At 61.2% G+C, this 16,113-nt stretch carries 13 protein-coding genes; 5 read left to right on the forward strand and 8 right to left on the reverse strand.

All coding sequences use genetic code 11. The features are described 5' to 3' along the window. Window positions 1-54: 54 nt before the first annotated feature. Window positions 55-609 carry an outer membrane beta-barrel protein gene (locus GLW01_RS07230; protein WP_158223107.1) on the forward strand — a complete coding sequence of 185 codons (555 nt, stop codon included), beginning with the start codon at window positions 55-57 and terminating at the stop codon, window positions 607-609. A 19-nt stretch (window positions 610-628) separates the two neighbouring features. Here the strand turns inward: GLW01_RS07230 and GLW01_RS07235 are convergent, their stop codons facing one another. The 3 genes from GLW01_RS07235 to GLW01_RS07245 form a co-directional block, all read right to left on the reverse strand. After that, the gene (locus GLW01_RS07235) at window positions 629-1,390 is read right to left on the reverse strand and encodes an ABC transporter permease (RefSeq protein ID WP_095617942.1); all 762 of its coding nucleotides are present in this window, start codon (window positions 1,388-1,390) and stop codon (window positions 629-631) included. Then, complete coding sequence (locus tag GLW01_RS07240) at window positions 1,387-2,310, reverse strand: ABC transporter ATP-binding protein (protein WP_095617943.1); 924 nt, start codon at window positions 2,308-2,310, stop codon at window positions 1,387-1,389. The genes GLW01_RS07235 and GLW01_RS07240 overlap by 4 nt, the downstream gene beginning before the upstream one ends. Before the next feature lie 61 nt (window positions 2,311-2,371). After that, complete coding sequence (locus tag GLW01_RS07245; protein ID WP_160898645.1) at window positions 2,372-3,301, reverse strand: cation diffusion facilitator family transporter; 930 nt, start codon at window positions 3,299-3,301, stop codon at window positions 2,372-2,374. Between the two features lie 62 nt (window positions 3,302-3,363). Here GLW01_RS07245 and GLW01_RS07250 point away from each other — a divergent pair, with 62 nt between their 5' ends. Then, entirely contained in the window at window positions 3,364-4,398 is a 1,035-nt protein-coding gene (locus GLW01_RS07250; protein ID WP_160898646.1) for a GGDEF domain-containing protein, read from the forward strand. On the opposite strand, the gene GLW01_RS07255 is transcribed toward GLW01_RS07250, so the two are convergent. Further along, window positions 4,361-5,110: a pseudouridine synthase gene (locus tag GLW01_RS07255; protein ID WP_151440872.1), complete on the reverse strand. Its 750-nt coding sequence runs from the start codon at window positions 5,108-5,110 to the stop codon at window positions 4,361-4,363. The two genes, GLW01_RS07250 and GLW01_RS07255, sit on opposite strands and share 38 nt — an antisense overlap. Before the next feature lie 216 nt (window positions 5,111-5,326). Between GLW01_RS07255 and GLW01_RS07260 the strand changes: the two genes are divergently transcribed. Further along, the gene (locus tag GLW01_RS07260; protein WP_077528716.1) at window positions 5,327-5,716 is read left to right on the forward strand and encodes an ectoine synthase; all 390 of its coding nucleotides are present in this window, start codon (window positions 5,327-5,329) and stop codon (window positions 5,714-5,716) included. A gap of 196 nt (window positions 5,717-5,912) precedes the next feature. Beyond that, on the forward strand, window positions 5,913-8,378 hold the full coding sequence (locus GLW01_RS07265; RefSeq protein WP_160898647.1) for an EAL domain-containing protein: 2,466 nt from the start codon (window positions 5,913-5,915) through the stop codon (window positions 8,376-8,378). Here GLW01_RS07265 and GLW01_RS07270 read toward each other — a convergent pair. After that, a complete protein-coding gene (locus GLW01_RS07270) occupies window positions 8,375-9,040 on the reverse strand; it encodes a GntR family transcriptional regulator (protein WP_151440870.1) in 666 nt (221 codons plus the stop codon). The two genes, GLW01_RS07265 and GLW01_RS07270, sit on opposite strands and share 4 nt — an antisense overlap. Window positions 9,041-9,190: 150 nt before the next feature. Between GLW01_RS07270 and GLW01_RS07275 the strand changes: the two genes are divergently transcribed. Continuing rightward, window positions 9,191-10,333, forward strand: a complete 1,143-nt coding sequence (locus GLW01_RS07275) for an alkane 1-monooxygenase (protein WP_160898648.1) — start codon at window positions 9,191-9,193, stop codon at window positions 10,331-10,333. Between the two features lie 6 nt (window positions 10,334-10,339). On the opposite strand, the gene GLW01_RS07280 is transcribed toward GLW01_RS07275, so the two are convergent. Genes GLW01_RS07280 through GLW01_RS07290 form a run of 3 tightly spaced genes read right to left on the reverse strand, consistent with a single transcriptional unit; the run spans window position 10,340 to window position 16,039 of the window. Continuing rightward, window positions 10,340-11,827: an amidase gene (locus GLW01_RS07280; RefSeq protein WP_160898649.1), complete on the reverse strand. Its 1,488-nt coding sequence runs from the start codon at window positions 11,825-11,827 to the stop codon at window positions 10,340-10,342. Between the two features lie 22 nt (window positions 11,828-11,849). Further along, a complete protein-coding gene (locus GLW01_RS07285) occupies window positions 11,850-14,903 on the reverse strand; it encodes an efflux RND transporter permease subunit (RefSeq protein WP_095617952.1) in 3,054 nt (1,017 codons plus the stop codon). Next, window positions 14,903-16,039, reverse strand: a complete 1,137-nt coding sequence (locus GLW01_RS07290; protein WP_095617953.1) for an efflux RND transporter periplasmic adaptor subunit — start codon at window positions 16,037-16,039, stop codon at window positions 14,903-14,905. The genes GLW01_RS07285 and GLW01_RS07290 overlap by 1 nt, the downstream gene beginning before the upstream one ends. Between the last annotated feature and the right edge of the window lie 74 nt (window positions 16,040-16,113).

Here is a 16,113-nt window from a genome sequence, read left to right on the forward strand (position 1 = left end):
ATGCCATGATCCAGCCTCAATGGAAAACCAATGGGCTTCAGGGACACAACTTCAATGAAACGCATCATTATTTTGGGGGCACTGCTTCTCGTTACTTCTCCGTTTGCCGTAGCCGGGCCGCAACGCCCCATCGATCAGGGTACAACCTTCCTTGGAGCCCAGTACGCCCGCCTGACGTTCTCTTCCGACCGGCTGATCACTTCAGCAACCCCCTCGATGATCACCCTGAGGGGTGGCGTTTTCGTACTGGACTATATTGCCGTTGAAGCCCGCTACGGCACGGGTATTGAGAATGAGAGCGCACTGGCGCCGGATGGTGAGCTGGTCAACACCAAGGTGCAGCATTTTGGTAGCACGTACATGACCGCCCATGCGCCGATAGGCAGCCGATCCTCGTTCTACATCTTCGGCGGGTTCAGTGAGTTCAAGGCCCGCTTTGAGCGCCCGGATTCCACGTTGAATAAAAGCGAATTTTCCGGTTCCTATGGCGCTGGGTTCCAGATCAATTTCAGCCGCGCCGCTGGGCTGAATATCGAATACAATCGTTTTCTGGAAAAACAGGGACACCGGCTGTACGGTTTTTCCATCGGAACCCAGCTCTATTTCTGAGCCAGAGCGCATCCCCTGCTCAGGATTTGAGACGATACCCCGTGCGGAAGATCCACCAGACCAGCGTCAGGCACAGGAGCATGAAGAAGAAGGTCATGCCGAGGCTGACCAGCAACGGGACATCCGAGACTTCATAGAAGCTCCAGCGGAAACCGCTGACCAGGTAGACCACGGGGTTGAACAGCGACACGGTCTGCCAGAACTCCGGCAGCACATCGAGGGAGTAGAAGGTGCCACCCAGGAAGGTCAGCGGAATGACCAGCAGCAGGGGGACCACCTGGAGCTGCTCAAAATCTTCCGCCCATATCCCGATGATGAAACCGAACAGGCTGAACGTGAAGGAGGTCAGCACCAGGAACGCCAACATCAGGAAGGGGTGAGCGATGGGAACGTCCACGAACAGCTGGGCGGTGAAGAGGATGATCAGCCCCAGCACCAGGGATTTGGTCGCCGCCGCGCCCACATAGCCCACCACTACCTCCAGGTAGGACACGGGCGCGGACAGCACCTCGTAGATGGTGCCGGTAAAGCGCGGGAAGAAAATACCAAAGGAGGCGTTGGTCACGCTCTGGGTCAGCAGCATGAGCATGATCAGGCCGGGGACGATGAAGGCCCCGTAGGGAACGCCCTCCACCTCCTGCACCCTTGAGCCAATGGCCGCCCCGAACACCACGAAATAGAGTGAGGTGGTCACGATCGGGGAAATGATCGACTGTAGCCAGGTGCGCAGGGCCCGGGCCAGTTCAAAATGGTAGATGGCATACATGCCGCGCAGATTCATGATCCGTTCACCAGGTCCAGGAAAATGTCCTCCAGCGAGCTCTGGGTCGTATGCAGGTCCGTAAAGCGGATCCCCGCCTCCCCCAGCGCCTGCATCAGGTCGTCAATACCGGTCCGGGCGGACTGCGTCTCATAGGTGTAGATCAGCGCGCTGCCGTCCTCGGAGAGCCCGAGATCGTAATCCGCCAGAGCTGCGGGGATGGCCTCCAGCGACTCGCGCAGCTGCAGCACCAGCTGCTTGGTCCCCAGCTTGCGCATGAGCTGCTTCTTGTCTTCCACCAGAACGATCTCGCCCTGATTGATGACGCCGATGCGGTCCGCCATCTCTTCCGCTTCCTCGATGTAATGGGTGGTGAGGATCACGGTGACGCCACTCTGGCGCAGGTACTCCACCGTCTCCCACATGCCCTGGCGCAGTTCAACGTCCACACCGGCCGTGGGCTCATCAAGGAACAGCACTGACGGCTCGTGAGCCAGTGCCTTGGCAATGAGCAGCCGCCGCTTCATGCCCCCGGAGAGCATGCGCAGCTGGCTGTTGCGCTTTTCCCACAGGGAAAGATCGCGCAGCACCTTTTCCAGATAGGCGTCATCGCGCGGCTTGCCAAACAGCATGCGGCTGAAGCTGACCTTGTCCCAGACGGTCTCGAACGCATCCCGGGTCAGCTCCTGGGGGACAAGGCCGATGCGGGAACGCGTCTGGCGATAGTCACGCTGGATGTCGTAACCGTCCACGGTGACCCGGCCGCCGGTGGCGTTGACGATGCCGCAGATGATGCTGATCAGCGTGGTCTTGCCGGCGCCATTGGGGCCCAGGAGCGCGAAAATCTCCCCTTTGTGAATCGCCAGGTTGATGTTCCTGAGTGCCTGGAATCCGTCCGGGTAGGTCTTGTCGAGATTCTCAATGGAGAGGATGGGGCTCACGGGTCACCTCAATTGCTGGCAGCGGGGCAAAGGGTATCACACCCGTGCCGGGGCTGGCCCTTCAGGCGGGTTCATGGCCATTGGTGGGCGCCGCCCAGCGGGGATCGGCCGTAAACACCACATCCAGCACCAGTGACGGAACAATACGACGCAGGCGCCCGTCCAGATCGGTGCGGATACGGTCCTGCTGGCCCAGGGTTCCGTTGTCACTCGCCGCCGGAAGCACCACGTGCACCAGCAGGTAGAGAGTCCGGCCCGGGCGCACCATCCGCAGCGAAAAATCCTGTGCCCCCCATTCCCCCACCACGGCCTCCACCACATCATGCACCGGCTGACGCACATGCTTCGGCGGCGCCCGGTTGAGCAGTTCCTTGATGGCATCCGAAGCCATCCGGAAAGGCGTACTCAGGCAGAACAGCACCACCACCGTGGCCACCATCAGAGGATCCACATAGGGGGTGATCACGGAAAAGCCCACCGCCTCCGCCAGCGGGATCAGGCAGAAGGCCAGCAGCACCGAGGCCGAGATCACCGTGTTGATCCACCAGTTGGCGAAGTCCGCCTCCACCAGTGGACTGGTGGTATGACGCCGGGCACGGCGCAGCAACACAAAGGTCATAATGCTGCTGGTGGTTGCGATCACCGAATAAAGGATGGCCAGACCAGCGACGATCTCCCGGCCACCGGAGAGCAGCACCAGCACGGAATCCCCCAGGGCCAGCAGGGAAATTCCCAGGATGAGCAGGCCTTTGGCAGCATTGACCAGGGACTCGAAGTAGGCATGGCCGAAGGGATATTTCTCATTGTCCGGCATGGCCAGCAAGCGGGCGACCCGAACACTGAGAAAGGCCATAACGCTGTAGATGAGATTGAAGAGCCCATCGAGCAGGATCACCTGGGATCCCGTGATCACGGACAGGACCAGACCGGTCACCCCGAGAAAGAGTGCCACTCCGGCCGAAAGCATCAATGCGTCTGTCTCGGTTCGCATTCCAGAGCCATTTCGGGTACTTAGTCAGTGCATTTTACCCGCTCACGGGCTATTGTGATCGCATGATGCTGAAAAAACTTGGAAATCAGTACGGCAACATCCGTAAGAGGCTGTCGGATGACTTCCGCCTGTCCATCATCATGATGTTCTGTATTCCCGCCGCACTCGCCATCGGCGGCTTCGGCGTGTACCGCTACCTTCAGGGTGACTGGCTGATGACCATGGTGGACACCCTGCTGGTGGTGTTGCTGTTCAGCATCTCCGGTTTCGCCTGGATCACCGGCAATACAGTCCTCACGGGCATCGTGCTGGTGGTCTTTACCGGCATCGGCGTGCTCAGCGTGCTCTACCTGGCAGGGCTTGTCGGGCTTTTCTGGGCCTATGTGGACACCATTGCCACCTTTTTCCTGTCACCGCCCGCCTTTGCCATCCCCAAGGTCCTGTTCATGGTCGGTGCCAGCGTGGCTCTGGGATCCGCCAGCGGACTTGGGCCACTGGCGCTGATCTCATTCGCGACCACCGTCTTCGTGGTCTCGATATTCGCCTTTTCCTTCGCACGCCGCTCCCGCGCACAGGCGCGACTGCTGGAGGAACAGGCCATCCGTGATCCGCTGACCGGTGCCGGCAACCGGCGGGCCCTGGAAGAGGAGCTGTGCATCGCCATCGCAAGGGTCCAGCGGAGAGAATCCGGTGCCGGCCTTCTGATGCTGGACCTGGACCATTTCAAGGAGATCAACGACCGTTACGGCCATGCCAACGGCGATGAGGTGCTCAAGCGGTTTGCCGATCTGGTGCGTACCCATTCAAGGCATGAGGACCGCCTGTTCCGGTTCGGGGGCGAGGAATTTGTCCTGCTGCTCAATAACGTCCGGGATGAAAGCATGATCCTGGCCGCGCGCCATATCCAGCAGACCATAAGGGACCGGCTCAACACTCACGGCCAGCCCGTGACATGCTCGATTGGGGCCGCCCTGGCCTCGCCCCACGATGACTGGGAAAGCTGGCTTCACCGGGCGGACAATGCCGTCTACCAGGCCAAGACCTGGGGTCGGGACACCATCATTGTGGCGGATCATCTACCGGCAGGAAGGCGTTGATCTCGGCCTCGGTCAGGTCCCGGTAATCCCCCGGCTCCAGGCCCGGATCCAGATCGATGGGGCCAACCCGCTCACGATGCAGCCGGACCACGCGGTTACCCACAGCGCCCATCATGCGCTTGATCTGGTGGTAGCGCCCCTGGGTCAGGGTCAGCCGCAGTTCAGCCCTGCCGAGGCGCTCAATGTCATGGGCCACGGCAGCGGTATCCTCGCCCCTGAGCATGATGCCTTCTTCCAGGCTCGCCAGGGTTTCATCGTCAATGGGATCGGCAACCCAGACCCGGTAGGTCTTGGGGAACCCGTGGCGAGGCGAGGTGATGCGATGACTCCACTCGCCGTCAGTGGTGAGCAGCAGCAGACCAGTGGTGTCCTTATCCAGCCGCCCTACAGGATGCAGTCCGCGGCGCAGTTCCGGTTCCAGAAGATCCAGAACAGTGGGGTCGTAGTCGTCCTTCGTGGCACTCACCACGCCGGTTGGCTTGTTCAGCATCAGGTACCGTTCACCGGACTCCCTTTCCAGCTGCTGATCGTCCAGGAAAATCGCTTCCTCAACGCCGATCCGGGACTGGGCTTTCAGCCCCCCGATTTCACGGCCTTCGACCTCGATCCGACCGGCCTTGATCAGCTGCTTGGCTTCCTTACGCGTGATGCCGGTCAGCCGGGCAATCAGAAAATCGAGCCTGCGGCGCCGGCGTTTCTCAGGCTCCGTCATGGCAGCACTGCCTTCTGGGTTGATGCATGATTACTGGCGAGAACCCCCTCATTCTACATGAATGCCCCACCCCCGATGAGGGTTCTGACAGCATTTAAAACACAGTCGGCTAGGGGGATTACGCTATTGTACTACCGTCTGCAAACGCTACACTCAGTGCTCGGGCCCCAGTAACAAAGGCCTTTACCGATCACAGATTCAACAGGTGGGACAGATATGATTGTACGGGACATCAAGGACATCATCGGAACCGAGCGCGAGGTTGAGGGTCCGGGCTGGGTCAGCCGCCGGATGCTGCTGAAGAAGGACGGCATGGGCTTCTCCTTCCACGAAACCATCATTCCCGCGGGTGCCGAACTCCACCTGTGGTACAAGTACCATCTGGAAGCGGTCTACTGCGTCGCCGGTAACGGCAGCATCGAGGACCTGGCGACCGGCGAGACGCATCAGATCTACGACGGTGTCATGTACGCCCTGAACAACAACGACCGCCACATCCTGCGCGGTGGAACCGAGGACATGCGCCTGATCTGCTCCTTCAACCCGCCGGTTACCGGCCGTGAGGTGCATGACAAGGACGGCGCGTACCTGCCTGACGATTCCTGACACAAGCCGGCATCCTCCGCCCGGAGGGTGCCATTTTTTGCAAAAATTGACTCCTTGAACTTTAATCAGAGCGTCCAATCCACCAGCAAGGACAGCTTTGATCATGCCCAATGGGCAATATGAAGTTCCCAGCGGCATAGCCAGCCTGCCATTTGTAAAGAAGCCGCTTCTTCCCATACTGCTCCTGACTGCAGTCATGGCCGCTTCCACCCTTGTCCACAATGCGGAGTATTCGCCCTTTCTCCAGCAGCACAGCGCCGAGAACGGGCGCACCGCACCACTTGACCTGACCTACCGGGAAGGCTCCATTGCGGAACTCCACCAGGAAGGCTGGCTGCGCTCTGACAGCGGATGGCGTCCCACCACACCTTCCTATTCCGCGCTCGGTTTTACCGCTCAGCCGGTCACCTTCCGGCTGAAGCTGAGTAACGCGTCCCGGCGGCCACTACAGCGGTGGGTGTCCGTGCCAGCCCCCTACATTGATCGGATCCGCGCAGCCAGGCTGAACAAACATTCGGGCCCGCTGATGCCCATGCGAACCCAGGGCAGCCTGCAGCCGTTTTCCAGCCGCCTGATTCCCCTACCCTCCTTCCATTGGCCGGTCACGATACCCGCCAGCGCCACCATCACGCTGTTTTTCGAGGTTTCCGATGCTGGCCCCACGGTCTTCCCGGTATCGGTTCACGGGGATGATGGTCTGGTCCACAGCAGCGTTAAGCGGGCAACCATCAACGGCATCCTTCTTGGGCTTTCCCTGTTCCTGCTGGCCATCAATCTTTTCCTGACCCTGCGGTTCCGCACAGTCATGCTGGCCTGGCTGACGGTTCTCACGGTTTCCGTCATCCACATCCAGCTGGTTCTCAATGGTTTCGGAGCATGGCTTTTCTGGCGGGGGATGCCAGCGCTCGACGCGGTCATCACCACGTCCATGCTGACCACCCTGATCGCATTCGCTCAACACACCCTGATTGCCCTGCAGCCACCGCGCCTATACAGGCATCTGCTTAACGGCCTGTCCCTTGCAGCTCTCACACTCATTCTTGTCGAGTTCACCGGAGCAGAACTTCCGATACAGGCAGTTACCATTATGCTGGGCATTCTGGGGTGCGTACTCTCCCTGTTCATTGCCGCCAGCCGTTTCCGGCACTCGCTCTACGCACGGTATTTCACGGCAGCGGTACTGATCCTGACAGCCGGCCTCATCACCAGCACTCTGCGTACCGTGGGCGCGGTGCCCGTCAACGTGTTCTCGGATTCAGCCTTCTCACTGGGTACCATTCTCTCAGCCGTCGTTCTTGTCGCCGCCGCCGTCCACTTCTTCTGGCGCGAGCAACGGCTGAGGCGGATCGCCGCCAGCGAAAGGGTCACAGAGCAGGAGCGCCGCCTTGCTGTTCAGAACCAACTGGAAGACAGCCTCCGGAAACACAAGGTAACCGGAAGACCCAACCGCTCCGCTCTGGAAGCCAGCCTGGCCAATCAGACATCGGGAGAACTCCAGATTGTGGTTCTCCGGCTCAACCGATTTCACGAGATTGAACACGTGGTTGGTCACCAGGTTGCAGAAAGGTTCGTGCGGGATTATCTGACGAGCCTTGAAAACCATCTCAGGCAGATGGGACCGGATACCGTCCGCTACATCGACAGCGCTCCTGTCGTCTCAATCGAAACAATGGATGCAGCGTTCGTTCTAACCCGGAGGATCGACAGGGAGGATCCACTCTGGCAGCAGCTCATCGACTTTGCGGCACCGGATTGCCGCTATCAGGGATACACCCTGAACTGGCGATGCTCCATTGGGGTCGCCAGCCTGCCCGATCATGGCGACAGCATCCAGGAGGTTCTGTCCGCAGCCGGCTATGCCAGTCTCCAGCAGGAGCCGATCAATTTCTACGACAACGCGATTCATGAACACCAGAAACACCAGCAACTGTTGATGCTGGATCTGGAAGATGCTTTCCGCTCAGATCAGATCCAGCTTGCCTACCAGCCGAAGGTAGACATCGGTACCGGGCAGCCCGAATCCGTGGAAGCCCTGGTGCGCTGGTACCACCCGGAGTTCCAGATGATCCCACCGGGTGACTGGATTCCGCTGGTCGAGGAACTCGGCAGCATAACCCGTGTGACCCGCTGGGTATTGAACCGCGCGGCCAAAGACCTGGCCCAAGTCCGGGAGCACTTCGGCCAGCAGACCCGCACAGCCATCAACATTTCCTCCAGGGATCTTTCGGTCCCGGAACTCGCGGATGATCTGGAAAGGATTGTCCGGCATCAGGGCTGCACACCGGATGATTTCATCCTCGAAGTCACCGAGACGAGTGTCATCCGGGATCTGGCGCTCACCACTGATCGCCTGGGGCAGCTCCGACACTGTGGTTTCGGTATTGCGCTGGATGACTTCGGTACCGGAACCTCATCATTGTCCGCCCTGACTGAATTTCCACTCGACGAGGTGAAGATCGACCGCAGTTTCCTGACGAGGATACTCTGGGATCAGCAGCGCCAGAAAGTATTCCGGGCCACGGTCGAACTGGCCCAGTCGCTGAACCTGCGTACGGTTATTGAAGGTGTGGAGGATGAGCAGACGGTCCAGTGGCTCGAACAGTTCAGCGGGCTCAAGGGCCAGGGCTACTTCTGGGGATACCCAACCGTGCCGGAATCCTAGGCGGCCTGCCTCTTGGCCAGCGCCCTTAACACCACCTGACACTGATTCTCCCCATAGGTTTTCAGGCACTGCGCAGCCCGTGCCGCATCCCTGGCCAACACCGCCTCGATGGTTTCACGCATGCACTCCACGGACTGTGTCAGTTCCGTGGTTTCCTCACGCAGTGCCATGAATGAGTAACGCTGCAGCAGTGGCATCAGATCCTCGATGGCATCCGTCAGGTACCGGTTGGTGGTCAGTTTCAGTCCTTCCCGGGCGAGGTCGAACGCCAGTTCATGCACCCGCTCCCGATCCTGCTCTTCCGCCTGTGCCTCAAATTCCCTGCTGATCGCCAGGAAGGGCTCAAGCTGGCCGGTCTGCCAATTGTGGGCCACGTCGCTGGCCAGACGCCCCAGAAGCAGAAAAAGGAAGTCGTAGAGATCACGCACATCCGCCTCGCCCACATCGCACACCCGGGCACCACGGCGTGGCTGGATCTCCACCAGATGCCAGCCCTGGAGAAGCCGGAACGCTTCACGCAGGGAATTAGTGCTGACCTCCAGCTCCCGCGCCAGTTCACTCTCGGGTAAGCGCTCCAATGGCTGGCGCTGCCCCCGGATGATCTCCAGTGAAAGGTGATGGGCGATGCGCTCACTGAGACTGAGTTGTTGCGGTAGGGCCATACTCGGATCGTCCTCTGGTGCTGTGCTGACGATTCTACATCAATCCGCCCCCACCCAAAACATGAGTTGTTTGACAATTCATGAGATCAAGGATTAGCCTGAATCCACAATCACACAAACCGCTTACAATAATGACAGGAGGATGCCCCGATGCTTTCCCGAGTCCCCCCGCACGTCATGGTGCGCATCAAGCGCTACGCCTACCTGCTGGTACTGGTAGTACCCGCGATCGCGGCATGGGTCACCTGGCAGTTGACCCAGGGTGGAAACACGCTTTTCTGGGCCTGGTTCCCGGCGCTCTTCATCTTCGGGTTCATTCCCATACTCGATTACATCATTGGCAAGGATCCGGCCAACCCCGACGAGGAGGTTGAGGTTCCGGACATGACGAAGGACTGGTATTACCGGGCTCTCACCCTGGTCTGCGTGCCCATACATCTGGCCGTTGTCATCTATGCCGGCTGGGCATTTGCGACGGTGGAGATGGGGCTGGCCGCCCAGATTGGCTGGTTGGTATCAATCGGGGTGGTCGGTGGCATCATGGCCATCAACATCGGCCATGAACTGATCCACAAGGATACGAAGCTGGAGACATGGACCGGCGGGCTTGCCCTTGCCAGCGTGACCTATGCGGGTTTCAAGGTGGAACACATCATGGGTCACCATGTGCACGTATCCACCCCCGACGACGCCAGCTCCTCGCGCTACAACCAGGGCGTCTACGCCTTCCTGCTGCAGGCCTTCCCGCGCAACTTCATGAATGCCTGGAGGCTTGAGGCCAAGAAACTGCGCCGCAAGGGCAGGACCCCCTGGGGGCCGGCCAATGAGCTGATCTGGTGGTATGCGATTTCAGCCCTGTTCGCGGTCGCGTTCACGGTGGCCCTGGGCTGGGCCGGGCTGGTGTTCTTCCTGGCGCAGAGCTTCTTCGCCGCCGCCACACTTGAGGTAATCAACTACATCGAACACTACGGGCTGCATCGCCGGGTTCAGGAGAACGGCCGTTTTGAGCGGGTCACACCGGCTCACAGCTGGAACAGCAACTACCTGCTGACCAACCTCTTCCTGTTCCACCTGCAGCGCCACTCGGATCACCACGCTTTTCCCCGCCGGCGCTACCAGGTGCTGCGCCACTACGATGAGAGCCCACAGCTGCCGGGCGGTTATGCAGCCATGTTCGTCCTGGCGCTGGTGCCACCGCTGTGGAAGAAGGTAATGAACCCGCGGGTGGAGGCCTACTACGAGGGCGAGCTGGATCAGCTGTTCCGGGAACAGAAGCCCTACAGCAAGGCCTGATCCGCTCTACAGACGCTGCCACAGGGACTGGTAGCGTGGCCACCAGGGATGGGCGGCTTCCAGCTGGGCCGCCAGCTGGAAAAGCGTGCTTTCATCCCCGTGGGGTGCCCCGAACTGGACCCCCACCGGCAGCCCTTCATCCGACCAGTGCAGCGGCACCGACATCGCCGGCGTACCAGTGAGATTGGCAAGCTGGGTGAAGGGCGTCCGCGCCAGGTTCTCCTGGGCCAGCTCCTCGACCATGCCACTCTTCAGCGCCAGGCTGCCGGCGCGCAGTCCCACCAGCATCCGTGCGGCGAACTTCAGGTGCGTGGGCGTCTCAAGCTCTCCAATCCGTGCCGGTGGCTGACCGGTGGTGGGCGACAGGTAAAGATCGTAGTCGCCGAAGAACCGCCCCAGGGCCCGGGCGAAATCGTTCCAGCCACGACGGGAGCGCACATAGTCGACAGCCCGCATACTGCGCCCCAGGGCACCCAGCAACCGGGTCTCGATCTCAAAATCGCTGTCACTGGCCCCAGTCTGCGCCCTGGCCTCTTCCATGATGGTCGAGACCTCGCCGAAATAGAGGGTCAGGTAGGCGCGAGCCATGGCCATGCCATCAAAATCAGGCATGGCCGGCTCCACGTGATGGCCCAGTGCCTCGAGCTGCCGCGCCGTCGCCTCTACCGCTTCCACGCAGTCATTATCCACCTGCGAACCGTAGGGTGATTCGGTGAAGAAGCCAATGCGCAGGGGCCGGGGGGAAGACCGGATGGCGTCCGCCCAGCGTTGTTCAGGAGCCGGAATCGTAAAGGGGTCACCCTTCGGATTACCCGCGATCGCATCCAGCATGGCCGCGCTGTCGCGTACGCTGCGGCTGACCACGTGATCCACGCTCGCTCCTGTCCAGGCTTCGCCCAGATAGGGGCCGGGTGAAACACGCCCGCGCGAGGGTTTGAGGCCGAACAGCCCGTTGTAGGCAGCGGGAATACGGATTGATCCGCCGCCATCGTTGGCGCCGGCCATGGGCACAATGCCAGCCGCTACAGCTGCGCCGGAGCCGCCACTGGAGCCGCCGGGTGTGCGCTTCGTATCCCAGGGGTTGCGGGTCGGGCCCCAGAGCCGGGATTCGGTGATGGCCTTGAGCCCGAGCTCAGGCGTGGCCGTGCGCCCCATCATCAGCAGACCCGCCTGGCGCCCCCGCCGGATGTATTCGGAATCCTGGTCCGGAACATACCCCAATAGCGCCCTGCTGCCCATGGTACTGGGCATGCCCGCCATTTCCTGGGCCAGATCCTTGGCCAGGAAGGGGACACCGGCAAACGTACCCCCGGCCTCCGGCTGCTCCTGGCGGACCTTTTCAAAGCGCGGCTGGCAGATCGCGTTGAGCGCGGGGTTGATCTGTTCCGCGCGGTTGATGGCCGCATCCACTACCTCGCCCGGCCGCACCTGGCCCTCGCGGATCAGGCGCGCCAGCCCAGTGGCATCCTGCCCGGTGTATTCCTCCGGTGTCATGACCGCCCTCCGTTTGTTGTTATCAGCTCGCCGCCTCGGCGCGGGTCGGAGCATTATGGTCCCGGGCCAGCATGATGTAGAACCCTGGCAGCACAAAGAGTGTGAAGAAGGTCCCGAAGCCCAGGCCGGTGGCCACCGTCAGGCCAATGGCGAAACGGCTCACTGCGCCCGGCCCCGAGGCCAGCAGCAGCGGCACCATGGCCACGATCAGCGCCAGGGAGGTCATGATGATCGGGCGGAGCCGGATGGCGGAGGCTTCGATCGCCGCCTCGCGGACGCTCATGCCCCGGTCCTTCTGAAGCAGGTTGGCGAACTCCACGATCAGGATCCCGTTCTTGGCCACAACACCGATCAGAGTGATCAGCCCCACCTGGGTGTAGATGTTCATGGTGGCCACTCCGAGCACGATGAAGATCATGGCACCGGCCACCGACAGAGGCACCGACACCAGTATGATGAACGGATCCCGCCAGCTCTCGAACTGCGCCGCAAGCACCAGGTAGATCACCAGCAGCGACAGGAAGAAAGTCATCATGAGCGCACTGCCCTGCTGCGCCAGCTGTCGGGACTGGCCCTTGTAATCCGTACCAAAGCCCTGGGGCAGGGTCTCGCCGGCCAGATTCTCCATGTAGGCCATAACATCCCCCATGGCGGTGCCCGGCATGGGAACCCCCTGAAGTGTGATGGAATTGAGCTGATTGAACTGGGTCCGACTGGAGGGTTCCACCCGTTGCTCAAAGTCGATCACCTGGTCCAGGGACACCAGCTGACCGGACGCGGACCGGACGTAGTAGTCGCGCAGTTTCTCCTGATCACTGCGGAAGGGTCGCGAAACCTGCGGGATCACATCGTAGGCCCGCCCTTCCATGTTGAAGCGGTTCACGAAGCCCTCACCCAGCATGGTGGACAGTGTCTCGCCCACATCCGCCATGGACAGACCGAGGTCCGCCACGCGCTCACGGTCCACACTGATTCCCGTCACCGGGCGGTTATAGTCAATGCTCTTCTCCAGGAAGATGAAATTGCCGCTCTGGTTGGCCTCCTGCAGCATCTCATCGGCCACCTCGTTGAGCTGCTCAAAGTCGCTGCCGGTGGTCAGCACGAACTGGAACGGCAGCCCGCCGCCGGAAGCCGGCAGGGGCGGGCGCGGGAAAGTCGCCACACGCAGTCCGGTCACCCGGTCCATTTCCTCCTGGAGCATGGGCTGGACCTCGAACTGGGAGATCTCACGCTCACTGCTGGGCTTGAGCTTGAAACCGCCGAACACTTCATTGGGCGCCGTAGCCCCCATGAGCATGAAGGACTCCTCATACCCGGGCAGCGTCTCGAACCGTTCCTGCATCTCGGCGCCGTAACGTTCGAGATAATCCAGGTTCGCGGTCTGTGGCCCGGTGCCCTGATAGAAGACAATGCCCTGGTCTTCGTCCGGCGCCAGTTCGCTCTGGCTGAAGGTCACCATGAAATAGATCGCCACCAGTATGGCCACACCAAAGTAGGCGATCACAGGGAGGCTGCTGACCACGCTGGTCAGCGCCCGGCGATAGGCATTGGACAGCCTCTCGAAGAAGGACTCGGCCATGCGTTCAAAGCGCCCGGACTCCCCGGCTGGCTTGAGAACGTTGGCAGAGAGCACCGGCGACAGCGTCAGGGCCACAACACCGGAAATGACCACGGTTGCCGCCAGCGCGAAGGCGAATTCCGTGAAAAGCGCCCCCACAAGACCGCCCATGAAGCCGATGGGGGCGAACACCGCCACCAGCGTGGTGGTCATCGCGATGATGGGCACCGCCATTTCCCTGGCGCCGTTGATGGCGGCATCAAAACGCTTCTCGCCCCGCTCAACGTGGCGGTGCACGTTCTCCACCATGATGATGGCGTCATCCACCACCAACCCGATGGCCAGCACCATTGCCAGCAGGGTCAGGAGGTTCACGGAAAAGCCCATCAGCAGCATCAGGAAAGCGCCCCCGATCATGGACAGGGGCACGGCCACGGAAGGCACAACGGCGGCACGGATACTGCCCAGGCAGAGGAAGATCACCACCAGGACAATGATCAGCGCCTCAACCAGGGTGTAGATCACTTCGTTGATGGAATCCTCGATGAACTCCGAGGCATCGTAGGGCAGGTCAACGTTCAGCCCCGAGGGCAACTGGGATTCGATGCCGGGCAGCTCACTGCGCACCCTGTCCGCCACATCGAGCGGATTGGCGCCCGGCGCCAGCTCGATCGCCAGGTACGTCGCGGGGCTGCCCGCATAATAGGAAATCTGGTCGTTGTTCTCCGCGCCCAGTGCCACATCCGCGATGTCCTCGAGCCGGATCAGGGTGCCATCCACCTCCCGGACCACCAGCCTGCGGAACTGTTCCGGATCCGCGATGTCGGTATCCGCATCCAGGCCCACGCGGATCAGGTCACTTTCGATGGACCCTACTGCCGCCTGGTAGTTGTTGGCCCGCAGTACATCGACCACTTCACGGGGCGTGATATCAAGACTGGCGAGCCGGGTGGGATCCAGCCATACGCGCATGGCATAGGTGCGCCCGAAAAGGTCAGCCTTGCCCACACCGCTCAGCGCCTGCAGCTGGGGCTGCACGACACGTGTCAGGTAATCGGTGATCTGCGACACCGGCAGCGACTCGCTGTGGAAGGCGATGTACATCAGTGCCGTGGAATCGCCCGTTTCCGATTCAATCACCGGATCCCGGGAGGCCTCAGGCAGTTCGTTGCGCTGGCTGGCCACTTTCGCCTGGATCTCGGAGAGCGCGTCATTGGCGTCGTAGTTGAGGTCCATCTTGGCTTGAATGATGGAACTGCCCTGGCGGCTGGTCGCCGTCAGGTAATCAATGCCATCCGCCTCGGCAATGGCCTGCTGCAGCGGCGTCGTGACGAAGCCCTGCACCAGCTGCGAGCTGGCGCCGGGATAGGCGGTGGTCACGGTGACCGTAGTGCTTTCGAGCTCCGGATACTGCCGGATCTCCATTTCCATGGCCGAACGCACGCCCAGCAACAGGATCAGCAGGCTGACCACCGTCGCCAGTACCGGCCGGTGGACGAAGATATCGGTGAATCGCATCAGCCGTCTCCCTGTGCTGCACCACTGCCGCTGTCCTCAACGGTCGCTCCGGGCCTGTCATCCTCATCGGCGATCTGCACGCGCTGCCCTGCCCGCAGGCGCAGCAGGCCATTGGCAACGATCCGTTCTCCGGATTCAAGGCCAGACGCCACCTCCACCACGCCGTCACGCTCAGCGCCCGTCTCAATGCTGCGGCGTTCGGTCACCAGCTCGCCCTCTTCGTTCTCATTGAGCACGTACACGAAATCCCCGTAGGTGTTGAAGGACACCGACGTGCGCGGAACCACCACCGCCTCGCGAGGCTCGGGCTCGAGGGTGCGGACGTCCGCGAACATCCCCGGCCGCAGGGCGCCGTCCCCGTTCTCAAGGGTCGCACGCACACGGACCGAGCGGTTTTCCGCCGTGACGGAGCTGTTGATGGCGCTGATCTCACCCTCGAACACACGATCCGGGTAGGCGGCCACCGATACGGTTACGCGGTCTCCCACCTCGACACCGCTGAGGTGTTTTTCGGGTATGGAATATTCGGCGTAGATGGGATCCACCATATTGATCTCCACCGCCGGGGTCCCAGTGGGCATGTACTCGCCCTGATCCACCAGCCGCAGGCCGGTCTTGCCATCGAAAGGCGCGCGCAGGATCTTCTTGCGCAGAAGAGCTTCCTGCTCCCTGACCCGGGCCCGGGCCGCGTCGTAGGCCGCCTCTGCTTCATCGAACTCGGCCTGGGAAACCGCATTCCGCTCAACCAGGTTCGACACCCGCTCAAAGGTCCGACGGGCACTCTCGGCTTCCGCCCTCCGGGTCTCCAGGGCCGCACGATCGGATTCCACATCCAGCTCCACCAGCACATCGCCTTTCTCGACCATGTCACCGGACTCGAAGCGGATGGTCTCAACCACACCGGGAAGCTCATTGGCGACCTTGATGCCGTTAACGGCACGGATGCTCCCCACGGAATTCAACGAGGGCACCCATTCGCGGGTTCCGGCCTGAACCGCCTCAATGACGGCGGGGGGTTTTTCCTTGCTGAGCTGCTGCTGCATCATGCGGAATTCAAAGGCTTTCCAGCCAAAGATCCCGCCAAAAACGATCACCAGCCCGATGGTGACTACGATGAATCGGCTTGAAGTAGACATAACGTCATCCTGACCCGTTGATACAGGGCTGCGACAGAGCGCCCAAAAGGACGCTCAGTCTACTCTTTCGTTAC

The organism is Vreelandella halophila, assembly GCF_009856365.1.
GTDB classification, from domain to species: Bacteria; Pseudomonadota; Gammaproteobacteria; order Pseudomonadales; family Oleiphilaceae; genus Halospina; species Halospina utahensis_B.